11 protein-coding genes and 1 pseudogene are annotated in these 16,002 nt (G+C 55.8%); 6 read left to right on the top strand and 6 right to left on the bottom strand.

Going from position 1 to position 16,002, the window contains the following annotated elements; all coding sequences use genetic code 11:
• From GGQ73_RS07030 to GGQ73_RS07045, 4 genes and pseudogenes are all read right to left on the bottom strand, one after another.
• Window positions 1-529 (bottom strand): annotated as a pseudogene (locus GGQ73_RS07030) (hypothetical protein); the annotation flags it as partial.
• 848 nt (window positions 530-1,377) lie between these two features.
• Window positions 1,378-2,199, bottom strand: a complete 822-nt coding sequence (locus GGQ73_RS07035; RefSeq protein ID WP_174153733.1) for a transglutaminase family protein — start codon at window positions 2,197-2,199, stop codon at window positions 1,378-1,380.
• Between the two features lie 22 nt (window positions 2,200-2,221).
• On the bottom strand, window positions 2,222-3,163 hold the full coding sequence (locus GGQ73_RS07040) for an alpha-E domain-containing protein (RefSeq protein WP_174153732.1): 942 nt from the start codon (window positions 3,161-3,163) through the stop codon (window positions 2,222-2,224).
• 3 nt (window positions 3,164-3,166) lie between these two features.
• Complete coding sequence (locus GGQ73_RS07045) at window positions 3,167-4,576, bottom strand: circularly permuted type 2 ATP-grasp protein (RefSeq protein WP_174153731.1); 1,410 nt, start codon at window positions 4,574-4,576, stop codon at window positions 3,167-3,169.
• A gap of 371 nt (window positions 4,577-4,947) precedes the next feature.
• Here GGQ73_RS07045 and GGQ73_RS07050 point away from each other — a divergent pair, with 371 nt between their 5' ends.
• The 4 genes from GGQ73_RS07050 to GGQ73_RS07065 all read left to right on the top strand — a co-directional run bounded on the left by GGQ73_RS07050 (window position 4,948) and on the right by GGQ73_RS07065 (window position 8,232).
• A complete protein-coding gene (locus tag GGQ73_RS07050; protein ID WP_174153729.1) occupies window positions 4,948-5,568 on the top strand; it encodes a L,D-transpeptidase in 621 nt (206 codons plus the stop codon).
• A gap of 66 nt (window positions 5,569-5,634) precedes the next feature.
• The gene (locus tag GGQ73_RS07055; protein WP_183895110.1) at window positions 5,635-6,432 is read left to right on the top strand and encodes a class II glutamine amidotransferase; all 798 of its coding nucleotides are present in this window, start codon (window positions 5,635-5,637) and stop codon (window positions 6,430-6,432) included.
• A gap of 31 nt (window positions 6,433-6,463) precedes the next feature.
• Window positions 6,464-7,666 (top strand): MFS transporter, encoded by a 1,203-nt coding sequence (locus GGQ73_RS07060; protein ID WP_183895112.1) that lies wholly within the window; start codon window positions 6,464-6,466, stop codon window positions 7,664-7,666.
• A gap of 173 nt (window positions 7,667-7,839) precedes the next feature.
• Window positions 7,840-8,232 carry a DoxX family protein gene (locus GGQ73_RS07065; protein WP_183895114.1) on the top strand — a complete coding sequence of 131 codons (393 nt, stop codon included), beginning with the start codon at window positions 7,840-7,842 and terminating at the stop codon, window positions 8,230-8,232.
• A gap of 57 nt (window positions 8,233-8,289) precedes the next feature.
• Here the strand turns inward: GGQ73_RS07065 and GGQ73_RS07070 are convergent, their stop codons facing one another.
• The gene (locus tag GGQ73_RS07070; RefSeq protein ID WP_183895116.1) at window positions 8,290-11,928 is read right to left on the bottom strand and encodes a response regulator; all 3,639 of its coding nucleotides are present in this window, start codon (window positions 11,926-11,928) and stop codon (window positions 8,290-8,292) included.
• A gap of 486 nt (window positions 11,929-12,414) precedes the next feature.
• Between GGQ73_RS07070 and GGQ73_RS07075 the strand changes: the two genes are divergently transcribed.
• Window positions 12,415-13,947, top strand: coding sequence for a DEAD/DEAH box helicase (locus GGQ73_RS07075; RefSeq protein WP_183895118.1), 1,533 nt, complete (start codon window positions 12,415-12,417; stop codon window positions 13,945-13,947).
• A gap of 60 nt (window positions 13,948-14,007) precedes the next feature.
• Here the strand turns inward: GGQ73_RS07075 and mnmC2 are convergent, their stop codons facing one another.
• Entirely contained in the window at window positions 14,008-14,736 is a 729-nt protein-coding gene (mnmC2, locus tag GGQ73_RS07080) for a tRNA (5-methylaminomethyl-2-thiouridine)(34)-methyltransferase MnmC2 (RefSeq protein ID WP_183895120.1), read from the bottom strand.
• Between mnmC2 and GGQ73_RS07085 the strand changes: the two genes are divergently transcribed.
• A complete protein-coding gene (locus GGQ73_RS07085; protein WP_174153722.1) occupies window positions 14,735-15,931 on the top strand; it encodes an NAD(P)/FAD-dependent oxidoreductase in 1,197 nt (398 codons plus the stop codon). The genes mnmC2 and GGQ73_RS07085 overlap by 2 nt on opposite strands.
• Window positions 15,932-16,002 lie beyond the last annotated feature (71 nt).

Genomic DNA, 16,002 nt, shown 5'->3' on the forward strand with positions numbered 1-16,002 from the left:
AGAGCTTTGCGACCTGAGCGGCGCTGAGGGCTGCAAAGTTTGCTGTCGAGAGCGAAGCCAGTGTCGAGGAGTCGATACCGGAGAGGGACGCGACGCTGAGGGCTGCAATCTCGGCTGTTTCGAAGCTGTTGAGTTCGGCTGAGCTGAGGGTTGCGACCTGTGCGGCGGTCAGGGCAGCAACTTGTTTGGTGTTCAAAATTTCGATTTCATCAGACGACAGGGCGCTGAACTGGTCCGTGCTCAATACGGAAATCTGGCCTGCTGTAAGGCCAGTCATTTGCGAGGACTCGATGGCTTGAAGCTGTCCGACGGTCAAGCCGATGACTGCTTTGGCAGTAATGGCGCTGATCTGTCCGCTGTCGAAGGAGTTGATCGCGCTTGTCGAGAACGCGTTGAGTTGCGCTGACGAGAGTGCGGCGATCTGGTTGCTCTTGAGAGCATCCACGTCCGTGGATTTCAGACTGGCAATGGAGGCGGTCGAAAGTGACGCGATTTGTTTTACAGATAGCGAAGAGATAATAGAAGTCATGGACACGTGCCCCCGTTGATAACTGGCCAAAGAGCCATTCACCGCTGCAAATGCGCAGCACAGCCCGAAGGCCGCATCCGATCCCCCCGGATACGCTTTTGTGCGCATTGACGCAGTGTCTCGTCCGTTCGATGCATGCATCGACCGGTTGAGCGTCCGTTCTGGACAATAGCAATATTTAAGCAGGACATGGCTCGAGAGAGCCGGCGCACCGGAAGGGCATCATGCGTACAGAACCTTGGACAGTTCTGATCCCCACGCCATTGGACATTAGAGCTTCGTTTTTAGCACGAGACTTTTGGTAAAAGCGACGCACCGGGAAGGCACATCACGAACACCTCACATGACCTGCGTCACTATCATCCACGAAGTGTAAAATTTTGATTAATGGTAGTCGCGGGCCTATGTCTTGTTGAAGTTAGGACGGAGTCTAAATCCGTCACATATTCTTAATATGGAAACTAGCTACTGGTTGTAATGCATCGTTTCGGATGACTTTCTTGATGTATGGGCAAGACTCGAGATTTTTATTTGTCCTCTAAGAAAAGAAACCGCGACGGATCGCTGCTCGCGACTTTTTTTGGTTTTCAATGGATTTAGGAGCCGAAGCAAGGCGATTAATAGTCGGAAGGGCAAGCATCACCAGCAGCTGCACGTTTTTTTTACATCCATATCGCTGTGAGTTAAGTCTCGCAATGATATGAACTTGATGTTGTAAGTTCTTCTAGGAATTTACAAGTACAGCCACCCATCGTGCCGCCGAATTCTGAACAGAGCGGCCTGTGTGCTTTGATCGCGCGATATAAAATCCGCGCTCTCTAACCGTTCTATTTATACTGGCGACGGTATCAGCTTTGGGATTGAGACTGGCTTTGCGTTTCTTGGACCGTTACTGAAACGGTGAGGCTTTCGCCGGAAAGGCCAACGCGCATGCCTGAGACGGGAGCGCAGTCTCGATAGCACAGACCGCTGGCGATACGCACGTAGCGTTCATCCGGGCAAAGTTTGTTGGCCGCATCAAAGCCAACCCAGCCAAGCCCTGGAACATGGACTTCCGCCCAAGCATGGGTGGCGACCTGTTCGGCAACATCTTCCATCATCAGATAACCGGAAATATAACGCGCCGGAAGCCCCATCTGCCGCGCGGCTGAGATGAGAATGTGGCTGTGGTCCTGGCACACTCCCTTGCCTGCTTCCAAAGCCTGTTCAGCCGTGGTGGCAGTTCCTGTTGATCCAGTTACGTATTCGACTTCAAGGTGAACAAGGGCCATCAATTCATGCAGGCGCTCGAGCGGTGTGTCACCCGTCGACTGTCGTGCCAGGTCACGAATGAGTTTTCCCGGCTTTGTCAGAGGTGTTTCACGCATGAAGAGCCACAGCGGAGCATTGCCGATGTGGGGGCCAAAAACCCCCGCTTTGTCTACGGTTTCCACTTCACCGCGGGCGACGACCTTAACCGCGCTGCGCGGTCCCTCGGTCTCGACCAACTCGACGCGGTTGCCGAAATGGTCGTCGTAGCGCACTTCGAGCTTGGCACCATCGACGGTCACGTCCCAGTCGATCACCGTCTGCGTGGGACCGTTGGCTGGCGTCAGTCTCAACCGTTGCAGGGAGTAGGGCACCGGCTCGTCGTAGAGATACTCGGTCGTGTGGTTGATGTTCAGACGCATACCCGTATCCTCGTCTCACCGCTTATTGGTAAAAGCGGTAGCCTTCCGTTATTTCCTGCCCCAACTGTCCGTTCTTGTGAATGAACAGTTCGAGGAATTCGTGCAGGCCCTGATCCATGACGCGGCTTATCGTCGTTTTCTCAAGCGTCGCCCTGATGGCCTCAGCCGTTTCATGCGCCTTGTGGCGGTCTTCATATTCATGCGCCAGATAGCCGAGGTTACTGACGATCTTGTGATAGCAGTAAGCGAGCGAGCGGGGCATGCGGCCGTTGAGAATGAGGAAATCTGCGATGTTGGCTGGTTTGTACTCTGCGTCATAGACCCAGCCATAGGATCTGTGAGCGGAAACAGAGCGCAGGATCGATTCCCACTGCGCGTTGTCGAGCGACGAGCCCACTTGTACTGCCGCCGGCAACAGCACGTAATACTTCACATCCAGAATGCGGGCCGTGTTATCCGCGCGCTCGATAAAGGTACCGATGCGGGAGAAATTGTAGAGATCGTTGCGGAGCATCGAACCATGAAACGCACCGCGTACCAGCCCGGCTCTGTGTTTGATCGCATCGATGACCTGAGGCAATTCAGCGGCTTTTTGCTTTCGACTGAAGATCGTCTTGAGTTCCATCCAGAACTCATTTGTCGCTTCCCACGTCTCGCGGGTGAGCGCCGTGCGCACCATACGGGCGTTGTTCCGGCCGAACTCAATGCAGGACATGACGCTTGATGGATTGGTCTTGTCACGCAGCATGTAGTCGATCGCATCCGCCGTCGTGACCTTTTCGTGCCGTTCAAGAAATTCTTCGCGCGCGCCTGCGCTCTGCAGCACACCATCCCAGTCTTCGTCAGCGCTTCCGCTGCGGGTCAGCGACACCCGCATTCCGGCATCCACCAGCCGGGCAATGTTTTCGGCACGTTCGATGTATCGGAACATCCAGTAGAGTCCGTTCGCCGTTCTTCCCAGCATGGCTTAGTCCTCCAGTACCCACGTATCCTTGGTGCCGCCGCCCTGGCTGGAGTTCACCACCAGCGATCCCTGTTTGAGGGCAACGCGGGTCAGCCCGCCTGGGATGATCTTTACCTTATCCGACACCAGAACGTAGGGGCGAAGATCGACGTGGCGCGGCGCAATTCCATTTTTCACCATGATCGGCACCGTGGACAGGGAAAGTGTGGGTTGTGCGATGTAGTTCGAAGGCCGGGCGCGTAGTTTCTCCGCAAACAATGTGCGCTCCTTCTTCGATGCCGTAGGGCCGACGAGCATTCCATAGCCACCGGAGCCGTGAACCTCCTTCACGACCAGTTCGGCCAGATTGTCCAACACATATTTCAGGCTGTCCGGCTCGGAACACCGCCACGTAGGCACGTTTTCAAGTAGCGGCTTGCGGCCCGTATAGAACTCGACGATCTCGGGCATGTAGGAATAGATCGCCTTATCGTCTGAAATTCCAGTTCCCGGCGCATTGGCAATGGTGATGTTGCCAGCACGGTAGACATCCATGATGCCGGGAACACCAAGAGCGGAATCCGGGCGGAAGGTGAGGGGATCGAGGAAATCGTCATCGACGCGGCGGTAGAGAACGTCGATAGCCTCATAGCCGCGGGTCGTGCGCATCTTGACCTTGCCATCCATGACGCGCAGGTCGGAACCCTCTACCAGTTCCACGCCCATCATATCGGCGAGGAAGGAATGCTCGTAATAAGCGGAATTGTGTATGCCGGGGGTGAGGACCGCAACGCGCGGCTTGCCTTTGCAGCCTGGCGGTGCGAGCGACGCCAGCGATTGACGAAGTTGATAGGGGTAATCCTCGACCCTCTGCACCTTGTTTTCGTGAAACAATTCCGGAAACATCTGCATCATCGTTTCACGGTTTTCCAGCATGTAGCTGACACCGGATGGGGTACGGGCGTTGTCTTCCAGAACGTAGAACTGGTCTTCACCGGTTCGTACTATATCTGTGCCCACAATGTGCGTGTAGACGCCGCCAGGAGGTTTGAAGCCGATCATCTCCGGAAGAAACGCCTCGTTGCGCTCAATGAGTTCACGCGGAATGCGCCCCGCACGGATGATTTCCTGCTTGTGATAGATGTCGTCGAGAAACGCGTTGAGAGCCAGGACACGCTGTTCGATACCTTGCGCCAGTTTGCGCCATTCGCGACCGGAGATGATGCGGGGAATGATATCGAAGGGGATGAGCTTTTCTGCGCTGTCGGCGTGGCCGTAGACGGCAAAGGTAATACCCGTTTTTCTGAAGATATTCTCAGCGTCTCTGGATTTCTGGATCAGGTGCGCCCTGTCCTGACGACTATACCAGTCGTTGTATTTCTCATATGGGCTTCGCGGCGTTGAGTCCGCATCTATCATTTCGTCAAATGCCAACTTGTGGTTCCCCATTTTTGCCCATTTGAATACAATGGCGACAGCAATGCAAGAACCATGCGTCACCTCGCGGCAGATTTTTTGAACGTATGACGTTGCTAAATATCAATAAAATAAGCAGTTTTCCGTATTCATGAGTAAAAATGCGCCAGAGCCGGAATGGTTTCATTGCTGACGGGTTTTGAAACAGTGTTTTTCTTTCTTTTGAATTCAGCCTCTGGCCAATTGCGCCGTTTTTTGAGGCAGGCCAGACCTACGTCTTTATTCAACTGGAGTGTGCCTTGGGTTAATAGTCGCACTGCGCAATTTAGGGTTTGTTAACCATAAAATTATACCTGTTGTTAATCTAAGGATTTTCGACCGGGGGTAATATGTCTATTTCGCGTCGTGGCGTGCTTTTCGGAATGCCACTCTTCCTCGCTGGCTGCGCCAGTACCAATTTCGTCCAGCAAAAACAGAATTACGCAGCCGTGCCTGATGAGAAATTCCCGCTCAAGGCGATGGAACTGGAAAAGATAAAGCCGGAACTGCGACGTCAGGAAGTGGCCTATGAGACCACACATCCGGCAGGTACTGTGGTTGTCGATACCCCAGCACGGCGTTTGTATTATGTAATGGGCAACGGTCGGGCGATGCGCTACGGCGTTGGCGTCGGACGCCAGGGTCTCGCCTTGCGGGGCAACGCCTATATCGGTCGAAAGTCGGAATGGCCGAGCTGGACGCCGACACCGAACATGATCCGTCGCGAACCGCACAAGAACCTTAAATATGCCGGTGGCATGCCAGGTGGTCCGAACAATCCGCTCGGCGCGCGCGCGCTTTATCTCTACCGCGAAGGCAACGACACGATGTTCCGTCTGCATGGCACAAACCAGCCGCAGTCCATCGGTCACGCCATGTCGAGCGGCTGCATTCGCATGCTCAACCACGACATTATCGATCTCTATGAGCGTGTGCCGGTCGGCGCGCGTGTCGTTGTTCTGCAGGCCTGACGATCTTACAAATGCCCAGATCCGGCGCTTTCGTGCCGGATCACAACCCGCTTCAACGGTGTCCGCATGTGTCGTTTTCTCGCCTATTCCGGTGCTCCCGTCTGGCTCGATTCGCTTTTGATCGAGCCGGAAAGTTCACTCATCACCCAGTCGCTTGCGGCGCGGGAGGCGAAGACGGTGGTGAATGGTGACGGGTGCGGTATCGGCTGGTACGGGGAGAGGGGCGAGCCGGGCATCTACCGTGGCATTCTTCCCGCATGGTCGGATAGAAACCTCACATCCCTGTGTCATCAGTTGCGCTCCGGCATGTTTCTGGCCCATGTCCGCTCGGCAACGACCGGCGGCGTTTCCATGGCCAATTGCCACCCGTTTGGCTTCGGGCGTCACCTTTTCATGCACAATGGTCAGATTGGCGGATATGAGAAGGTGAAGCGCGCGATTGAGACGCATATTCCCGATGAGGTTTATTGTTCCCGCGCAGGAAATGGAGATAGCGAAGCGATCTTCCTGATCGCTGCGGGTTTCGGACTAAATCGCGACCCCATCGGTGCGTTGAAGAAAACGTTGCAGACGTGCCTCGATGTTGTCGAGCACTCCGGCGTGGATCAACCCATTCGTTTCAGCGCCATCCACTCCGATGGCGAAAAGCTGCACGCCTTCCGCTGGTCCAGCGACGAGCGCCCGCCGACGCTCTACTGGCGCAATGTCGGCTTGGGCATTGCCGTGGCGTCCGAGCCCTTCGGTACGGGTGCGGAAAAATGGGAGACCATACCGGCCAACACAGTCGCGACCATTGTGGGTGTGGACATTGCCTTCCAGCCGTTCAACCCACAAAGTCAGACATCAGTTCGGATATCTGCCTGATATCCGCCAAAGATCACTTCGGGACAGGCACTTGCTTTCTTTTTTTCGCGGAAACAGCCGTTGGCTCGGTGCGGGCTTTGCGGTGCTATTTGCGTCTTCGTTCGGCCAGACATTTTTCATTTCGCTATCGGGTGGAGAGATTCGTCGCGACTTTGGACTGAGCGACGGCGACTTCGGCCTGCTCTACATGGGTGTGACACTTGCCTCCGCCCTCAGCCTGGTCTGGCTCGGCAAGCTTGCGGATCGCTGGTCTTTCCGCCAAATAATAGGCTTGGCAGTGCCCGTTCTGGCGCTCGGCGCTCTTTGCCTGGCGCACGCATTTACGATCGCGACGCTGATTGGCGGACTTTATCTTCTAAGGCTGTTCGGTCAGGGAATGATGGTGCATGTTGCCTATACCAGCCTGGGTCGTTGGTTCGCTGCGGAACGTGGGCGCGCTGTGTCGCTTTCCGCGCTGGGCCTCAATGCCGGGCAAGCGGTGCTGCCAATGCTCGCCGTGGCAGGAATGGCGGCGTTTGGTTGGCGGAGCATCTGGCTACTCGCGGCCATTTTTTTGGTTGCACTCATTCTTCCCATGGTTCTGACGCTGGTGAAGATCGAGCGGGTTCCTACGACCGCATCCACGACAAGGGTTTCCAACAATAAGCGCAACTGGACGCGGCAGCAGGTCATTCGCGATCCGTGTTTTTACCTTCTGATGCTCGGAATGTTGCCACCCGCCTTCATCAGCAACACGATCTTTTTCCACCAGGTGCATCTGGCGCAATCGAAGAGCTGGCCCGTTGAGCTGCTGGCGTCGTCATTTTTTCCTTATGCCGCTGTGGCGGTCGCAAACTCGATCGTGTCGGGGTATCTGGTTGATCGATTTTCCGCTTTGAGATTACTGCCCTTTTATCTCATTCCGTTCGGCGTCGGATGTGTTTTGCTGGCGGTGGTTGATGCGCCTTGGGTCGTTTTTGCCTTCATGGTTCTCTACGGCATTTCGGATGGTTTTTCGCTCACACTGTTCGGCAGCCTCTGGCCTGAGGTTTACGGTGTGCGTTTCCTGGGCGCCATTCGCGCTGTTATCGTCGCCATCATGGTGTTTGCCTCGGCGCTCGGGCCGGGCCTCGGCGGTTTGTTGATCGATAACGGCGTGGCCTTCACATCCCAGATTTTCGCCATGGGTCTCTATTGCCTTCTGATTTTCACAGTGCTTCTGCCTGTGTCCCGCCGTGTCATGAAAAGATCCTGATGTCGCTTGCAACTCGTTTGAATATAAGCACTTCCGAGTTTACGCACAGATCAGTGATCTTGGAGTCTGGATATTGTTTTCGATGGTGAAATGTGATTTTGACTACGAAATATGGGGTTTTTCAGTCAGGTTTTGACCATCGAGTCGAACCTATTTTTACGGGGACTAAGCATATGGCATTTTTTGACAAACTGTCGCGGTACCAGCCTTACGCTCTTGCAGCGTTGCGCATCATCACGGCCCTTTTGTTCATCGAACACGGAACGCAGAAGCTGTTCGGATTTCCTGCATCAACGATGGAGGGTTCGCTTCCACCAATGCTACTGGTTGCCGCGCTTCTTGAGACGATCGGCGGACTTCTCATCCTCATCGGTCTTTTCACGCGTCCGGTCGCATTCGTTCTTTCGGGTCTGATGGCTTTCGCCTATTTCATGGCGCATGCGCCGAAGAGCTTTTTCCCGGTCCTGAATGGCGGCGACGCAGCAATTCTGTTCTGCTTCGTCTTCCTCTACCTCGTCACGGCAGGCCCGGGTGCTTTGTCGGTAGATTCGGCGCGTCGCCGTTAATTCTGGGCCTTTTCGACCATGGCAAACGCCGCGTGTGACCTTGTCCTCGCGGCGTTTTCAATTCGAGTTCAATTTCGTCGCGTCATCGGTTCCCCGCAACAACCACTTGTCAATTTTTGCACGAAGCAGTTCCGGGCTGATCGGCTTGGATAAGTAATCATCCATCCCGGAGGCCAGACACAGCTCGCGGTCGCTGTCCTGCGCATGTGCGGTAACGCCAATGATGGGAGTGCGAGCGGTACTTTTTTCCTCGGCGCGGATGGCCTGCGTCGCCTGAAGTCCGTTCATGACCGGCATGGAAACGTCCATGAGGATGATGGATGGATGATAGTCTCTCCACGCTTCTACCGCTCTTTTGCCGTTGCTGGCGATGTGGAAGCGCAAGCCGGTTTCCTGAAGGATTTGCGTGAAGACGATCTGGTTGACGTCGTTGTCCTCTGCGATCAGGACGTCGATCAACGCTGTTTTGGATGTATGTTCTGGTTCTGTAAGGGGCTTGGTTTTCCTTGTCATGTCAGCTGCCCGGTCCGGCGTGTCCGATGTTTTGCGCAGAGCTCGCTTTGAGCGTGATGTCCGCACGACATCCGTCAGCGTCTTGCGCAAAAGCCGGGCGCGAACTGGCTTCATCAGATGTGCGTCGAAGCTGATGTCGGAAGGTTCACTGTCCTGGTGAATGGCATCCATTGATGTCAAGAAGATCATCGCCGTTTCGTTGAAGCTCGGATTTTGCCTCACACGGCGCGCAACCTCCAGCCCATTCATGCCGGGCATATCGTCATCGAGGATGACAGCATCGATTTCAAAGCCTAAACGAGCCGCCTCTTCGAGAATAGCCAATCCTGCGGGGCCGCTTTCTGCGGCGTAGGCGTCGATGTCCCAACTGGACAACTGTTCGCTGAGGATCTGGCGGTTTGCACTGTTATCGTCGATGATGAGGACGCTGACTTTTTTACGGTCGATGGCGCCACTGGTATGTTCGCTGGTTTTCGCCACGACACGAAGGGGAAGGGCCACGGTGAAGGTTGAGCCTTCGCCGACCGTACTTTCGACATCGACTTTGCCACCGAAAATGCCGACCAAACCCACGGTTATCGCAAGACCGAGGCCTGTGCCTTCATGGCGGCGGGTGGAGGACGAATCTGCCTGATTGAACTTTTCGAAGATATGGTCGAGTTGATGGGACGGTATGCCAACGCCGGTGTCTTTCACCCGCAAAACCAGAATCACTTCGCTCTCGTCCACCAGTTCGGCGGATAGCTCGATGAGCACATGGCCTTTTTCGGTAAATTTGATTGCGTTGCCGGTCAGGTTCGTGACGATCTGACGAAAACGACCGGCGTCACCACTCACCATGGTGTTGAATGATGGATCGATGCGCACGATAAGCTCGATGTTTTTGTTCTGCGCTTGCGAAGACAAAAGCGACGCCACATCCTCAACGGCTTCAACCGCGTCAAAGGGTGTAGAGCGGAGTGTCATCTGGCCTGCATCGATCTTTGAGAAGTCGAGTATGTCGTTGATGATGGTCAACAGGGCATTGCCTGACTTCACGATTACGTCGGTGAAGGTTCTCTGGCGTGTATCGAGATTGGATTTGGCCAGCAACTCCGCCATGCCCAGGACGCCGTTCATGGGGGTGCGAATTTCGTGGCTCATATTGGCAAGGAATTCGGATTTTGCCCGGTCGGCGGCCTTGGCGCGCGCCAACAGGCCTTCAAGCTCGACCTCGCGCTGCTTCATATCCGTTACGTCGGTGACGATAACAAGCCAGTAATCGCCTGCGCCAATCGTCGCTTCCAGATTGAGCCAACGTTGATTGGCGAGATGGATGAGCCAGGAAAAGGGTTTGATCGCCGCTACATTTTCAGTCCACAGTTTCTTGGTCTTCGCAATCTGTTCCTCGCTCCCGAAATCGCCGCGTGCGGCACAATACGAGAAAAACGGTATCCAGCTTTCGCCTGCGGCAAGCAACGCCTCCGGCACCTCAAACAGGCGCACCATGGCGTCGTTCGACATGATGATGCGGCCTTTTTCCACCAGCGCAAGGCCTTGTGCCATGACACGAGTCGCATCGCGCATATGCTCGCCAACGCGTTGCAATTCCTGCCGCGCATGGCTGATTTCCCTGTCGCGGGAGCGGACGTCGGTGCTGTCGGAAAAGGTCAGCAGAATCTTGTTGCCAGCGATGCGACATTCGGAAATGATCGTGCACCGGCCCGCCTTGCTTTCGACCTCGCGCGATGAGTAGCCATCGATCTGGTCGAGATGTGCTTTGCGCGCCCGGATAGCGCTCTCGATGTCCTGTTCGCCGAGGTGGTATTTGCCGCTCTGGTATCCCAGTTCCAGATAACGGCGATAGGGCAGGCCGATGAGATCGACCTGCTCTTTCACCTCCCACAATTCGTAAAAGTAATTGTTGGCGTATTCGATCGTGTAGTCCGACCCCAGCAGCATGACGCCGACAGGCAAGGACTGGAGGATCGACTGGACCTCCGCATGGAGCCGTTCCGCTTCATTACGGGCGGCCTTCAATTCTTCCTTGCGCTTCATCAGCGGTGTCGCGTCCGTAACGGAACCAACGAGATAGGGCTCGTGCGCCGGCGTGATGATGCGACCGACCCGAATGATGGTCGGAATGATGGCGCCATTGTTCAAGACGATCTGTTCCGTCTTGTGCAGTTCCTCTCCGGTTTTCAGGACATGGATGTTTTCCTGCCTGAATGCCTTGCCCTCATGAACGAAGATTTCCTCCTCCGTTCGTCCGTAATTTTTCTCGCGGGGCTCTCCCCACAAGGCTTCGTAAGAGGCGTTTGCATAGGTCAGGCGGCGTTGGCCATCCAGCATGAAAACGGCGACCGGCAATTGCTCCAGCGCCTCGCGAAAAAGCCAGTTTTCCCTGGTGTGTTTTTCGAGCAATATTTCCTGTGTTCTGGCATCGGTCACGTCAAGAAGAAGCGCAACGAGCATGCCGCCTTCAAGCCGTCGCGAGATGCCACGGATCCAGTGTCCGTCAACCGTTTGCTGGGTAAATTCGGCAAACGGCTTCTGGGCATCGGCAAACATGCCGTCGATCCACGCCTGCCTATCGGCCCCAGCCGATTCAGGGCTGTCTTGGGCGGGCGCGAAACAGTAGTCGTGAAAGGCGGCAATGACTGTTTTAAGTTCAAGGCCGGGCCTCCAGACAACGGAGAGGTCACCGCACAGACTTTCAAGTCTGGCATTTGCATAGACCAGCCTATTATCTGGACCATAGATGCCGATAGCGACATCAAGAAGATCCAGTGTGGCCGAGGGGATGGAAATGGTCTTTTCAACCGGCGCCGCGCCGCCATTTGCCGCATGGGATGGCATGGTTTCGAACACTTCGTAGAGGAACATGCGGCCGTCTTCGGTTTCAAAGCGTTCGCATTTTATGACATGCGTTGCACCGGAAACAGGGCTTTTCCAGATTGTTGTTTCATCGGCCGCAAAGACAAGACACCGCTTTTCCTTGTCAGCACGTTCCAAATCCTCGGTCGTGCCAAACAACTCATGGCTTGTTTTGTCTCGGAAATCGTCGGGGTCGCGGCCGGCAAAACGCGCATAGGCGGCATTGGCGCAAACATAACGCAACTGGCTGTCCTTGACGCAGGCAGGACGTTCCAGCGTCAGGACGCCTTCACATGCTTTTTCAAGCAAGCCGCCTTCTGTGTTCAAGACATTCTCCGTAGTAATGTAGCGCCCATAATAGAATCAAATTACTTAAGAATATTCTTGCGAACGGACAATATTGTAGCGGCATGGCATTGGCTATCCACAACACAGGGTTATAACAGTTTTTTAACCATGATTGCCCTCCGTTTTCACGTTTTTTCAGTTCGTCGAGACGTCGTCGCGGGCGGATATGCCTCGGGTGCAAACCCGCTATTTCAAAACATTCACTTGACTTTGCTGTCCAAAAGGACGAAATCCCGTCCAAGCTTTCACCTTTGGCGGCCGCGTGAGCTGCAGCGTCATCGACACAATACGACGCATGAAGGAAAAGCGCATAAATGCAGGAGACGGCGATTACAGCCGCACTGAAGCGCAGAAAGTCATTCCAACCCACAAGTTCCCAATTCACGCGGGGTTCTTGACGCCAAGACAACCGGACAGCAGGGCTGATCCGGGTTCAAGCGTTTTGGCGCCCCGAAAGGTATACTATTGACCAGTTTTAGCGAACTCGGCCTCTCTGAAAAAATCGTGGCCGGCGTCACCCAGCTCGGTTACACCACACCGACCCCTATCCAGGCAAAAGCGATTCCGCTTCTTCTGGAAGGTCGCGATATGATCGGTCTTGCGCAGACCGGCACCGGCAAAACGGCCGCTTTCGGCCTGCCGATTATCGAAATGCTGCTGAAGCAGCCGGATCGTCCCGCAAACCGCACCACCCGCACTCTTATTCTGGCGCCAACCCGCGAGTTGGTGAACCAGATCGGTGAAAGTCTGCGCGGTTTCGTGCGCAAGACGCATTTGAAGATCAACCAGGTCGTTGGTGGCGCGTCCATCAACAAGCAGCAGCTTCAGCTGGAAAAGGGCACCGACATTCTCGTTGCCACACCAGGCCGCCTGCTCGACCTTATCTCGCGCAACGCAATCTCCTTGTCCAAGGTGACTTTCCTTGTGCTCGATGAAGCCGACCAGATGCTGGACCTTGGTTTTATCCATGACCTGCGCAAGATTTCCAGAATGGTGCCTGCCAACCGTCAGACGCTTTTGTTTTCGGCGACCATGCCGAACTCGATTGCTGATCTGGCCAGCAGCTATCTGACCAATCCTGTCACCGTTCAGGTCACGCCTCCCGGCAAGGCCGCAGACAAGGTCGAACAGTATGTTCACTTCGTCGTCGGCAAGAATGACAAGACCGAACTCCTCAAGAAGACGCTCAACGAAAACCCCGATAGCCGTTCTATCGTGTTCCTGCGCACCAAGCATGGTGCCGAAAAGCTGTCCAAGTATCTCGAACACATCGGTTTCAAGGTGGCCTCGATCCATGGCAATAAGAGCCAGGGTCAGCGCGAGCGCGCGTTGAAGGGCTTCAAGGATGGTGAATTCAAGGTTCTGGTTGCCACTGACGTTGCCGCGCGCGGTATCGACATTCCAGCCGTAACGCACGTCTTCAACTACGATCTGCCTGAAGTTGCCGATGCTTACGTTCACCGTATCGGTCGTACGGCCCGCGCGGGTCTCGATGGTATCGCAATCGCTTTCTGCGCACCGGATGAAACCCGTTTGCTGCATGACATCGAAAAGCTGATGAAGATCGAAATTCCGGTTCTGTCCGGCGAACGTCCCGCTGGTCTTGCCAGCCCGTCTCGCGGCAACAACAACAACCGTGGCGCCGGTAATCGTGGCAACAGCAACGGTCCTCGCCGTCAGGGCGGAGAACGTGGCGAACGTGCACATGGTGATCGCCCACAGCGTGGGCCACGCGACGGTGCGCCACGCGATGCTGGACGCCGCAACGGTGAGTTCCGTGGTCAGCGCGCCGGTGAATTTGCGCCTGTTGAACGTGACAACGATCTGGAAACAACGTCTGACTTCAAGCGCGGTGGCGTCGAGGGTGCGGGCAAGCCCGCTGCCAGCCGCAACCACCGTGGTGGCCAAGGGCGCCCTGCTCGCAAGGCTGGTTCGTTTGCGCCAGCCGGTCAGGGTCGTCCAGCTGGCAACGCCGGTCGTGGTCGCAAGCGCGGCTGATCAGATCTGATCTAACCTGAGAAACGCCCGTACCTGTGTCCGGGCGTTTTTCGTTTGTGCTTATTGTGCAGGCTTTACGCCGCAGAGCATTTCCCGTTTTCCCGCAAAGCCTGGCCGGCGTTCAACCGCAAAACCAGCCGAACCCAGATTGCGGCGCACGAAACCGGCGGCCGCAAATGTCGCGAAGGTTCCGCCGGGAGCGGTTTTTTCAAACAGCGCCGACATGAGGTCCAGCGACCACATGTCCGGGTTCTTTGAAGGGGCAAAACCGTCCAGGTACCAGGCATCGAACGTGTCGTTGCTCTGGATTATTCCCTGCATGGCGTCGCCGCAGAAGACCGTCAGGCGTGTCTGCTCATCCAGAGTTATGTCAATCCAGCCTTCTGGATCTGAGGGCCACTGCGCGACAAACGCTGTGCGCTCGGCCTCCAGTTGAGGCCAGTGGGACAATGCGCGGTCCAGTTCATGCGCCGTCATCGGGTATAGTTCGAAAGAGACAAAATGCAGCATCGCCTGGGCTGGGCGGTGCAGTTTCCACTGTCGCCAGGTCTCACACAGGTTCAATGCGGTGCCGAACCCGAGTTCACCGATGCGGAAGGTTCCTTCCGCCGTTTCCCAGCGCTGCGGCAGGCCATTTCCGGCGAGCGAGACGTGGCTACATTCCTGCCGTCCATCCGTCTGGCAATAAAAATGGTCGCCAAAGGCCAGCGAATAGGGCATATCGCCCTCTCGCCAATCCAGCATATTTGAGCCGGCTCTTACCGGCATGTTTTCGTCGGGATGTGTCATGGTTCAAGCCGATAGTCTTCCCCGGCAAACAGGTCAATCACCTTTGCCATCCAGCGTCTCGTTGCTGATCGTCGGCGGCGGCATCATGGGGCTATGGGCGGCTGTGAAAGCGGAGCGGCTGGGCATCGACACGCTTCTTGTCGATGCCGACACGATTGGAAGCGGTTCCAGCGGTGGTCTTCTGGGCGCGTTGATGTCGCACGTTCCGGATCGCTGGTCCGACAAGAAGCAGTTTCAGTTCGATGCCTTGCTTGGCCTCGAAGCGGAAATCGCAGCGGTGGAAGCGGAGACAGGGTTTTCAGCAGGTTACCGCCGGTGCGGACGAATTATTCCGCTCCCCAAGCCGCATCTGCGGCCCATTGCAGAGCGCCATCGACGCGACGCACTCTCCAACTGGACGGCAGGGGGGACGACGTTTCACTGGCATCTTCTTGATCGACCTCCCATCGATGGGTGGGTAAACGCGGCAGCGGGCGGGGCCGGTTTCGTTCACGACACCTTTGCGGCCAAAGTTTCTCCGCGAGCCTTCATTGCCACGCTCCAAGCATATTTGCGGCACGCCAGGCATGTGCAGGTGATGGAGAAATGCAGCGTATCCACGCTGCAACCCAGCGGCACGGTCGCATTGGCAAGCGGGGAAAACATTCGGTTCGGTCATGCCATGGTGTCGGCGGGTCATCACTCTTTCCCCCTGCTCAGCCAGACGTTTGGTTTGCCCTCCGTTCCAAGGTTCGGTCAGCCGGTGAAGGGGCAGGCGGCGCTGCTGCGCGCCGATGTCGATCCGTCGATGCCTGTTGTGTTTCTCAACGGTCTCTATGTGGTGCCGCACGAAGACGGAACGGTCGCTATTGGTAGCACCAGTGAGGAAGAATTCGAGGACGCGCTTGCGACGGATGAGAAGCTTGATGCCCTGATTGCGCAGGCGCGCCAGATCGTTCCGCTGCTGGCGGATGCCCCCATCATCGAACGCTGGGCTGGTTTGCGTCCCAAGGCGATTGGACGGGACCCGATGGTTGGGCGTCATCCCGATCATTCCCGGATCATCGCGCTGACGGGTGGTTTCAAGGTCAGTTTCGGTCTGGCGCATCGTCTGGCGGACGCTGCGCTGGATGCTTTGATGGGGAGAGCCATGGATGTGCCCAAGAGTTTTACACTGGAAGATCACCTCCGCGTGCTCAACGCGAAGATGTTATGAAGCAGCGTTTCCAGTCGTTAATCTGTCACGCAAATCACCTAACAGCTTAGCTCATGCAATAGAGCTGAAGA

Origin of the sequence: Rhizobium skierniewicense, assembly GCF_014196515.1 — a bacterium.
Taxonomy (GTDB): domain Bacteria; phylum Pseudomonadota; class Alphaproteobacteria; order Rhizobiales; family Rhizobiaceae; genus Agrobacterium; species Agrobacterium skierniewicense.

Bases quoted from the DNA above. Each gene is read 5' to 3' on its own strand.
- GGQ73_RS07065 (WP_183895114.1), top strand. From the start codon at position 7,840: ATGGCATTTTTTGACAAACTGTCGCGGTACCAGCCTTACGCTCTTGCA.
- GGQ73_RS07055 (WP_183895110.1), top strand. From the start codon at position 5,635: ATGTGTCGTTTTCTCGCCTATTCCGGTGCTCCCGTCTGGCTCGATTCG.
- GGQ73_RS07040 (WP_174153732.1), bottom strand. From the start codon at position 3,163: ATGCTGGGAAGAACGGCGAACGGACTCTACTGGATGTTCCGATACATC.
- GGQ73_RS07050 (WP_174153729.1), top strand. From the start codon at position 4,948: ATGTCTATTTCGCGTCGTGGCGTGCTTTTCGGAATGCCACTCTTCCTC.
- mnmC2 (WP_183895120.1), bottom strand. From the start codon at position 14,736: ATGACACATCCCGACGAAAACATGCCGGTAAGAGCCGGCTCAAATATG.
- GGQ73_RS07035 (WP_174153733.1), bottom strand. From the start codon at position 2,199: ATGCGTCTGAACATCAACCACACGACCGAGTATCTCTACGACGAGCCG.
- GGQ73_RS07085 (WP_174153722.1), top strand. From the start codon at position 14,735: ATGGTTCAAGCCGATAGTCTTCCCCGGCAAACAGGTCAATCACCTTTG.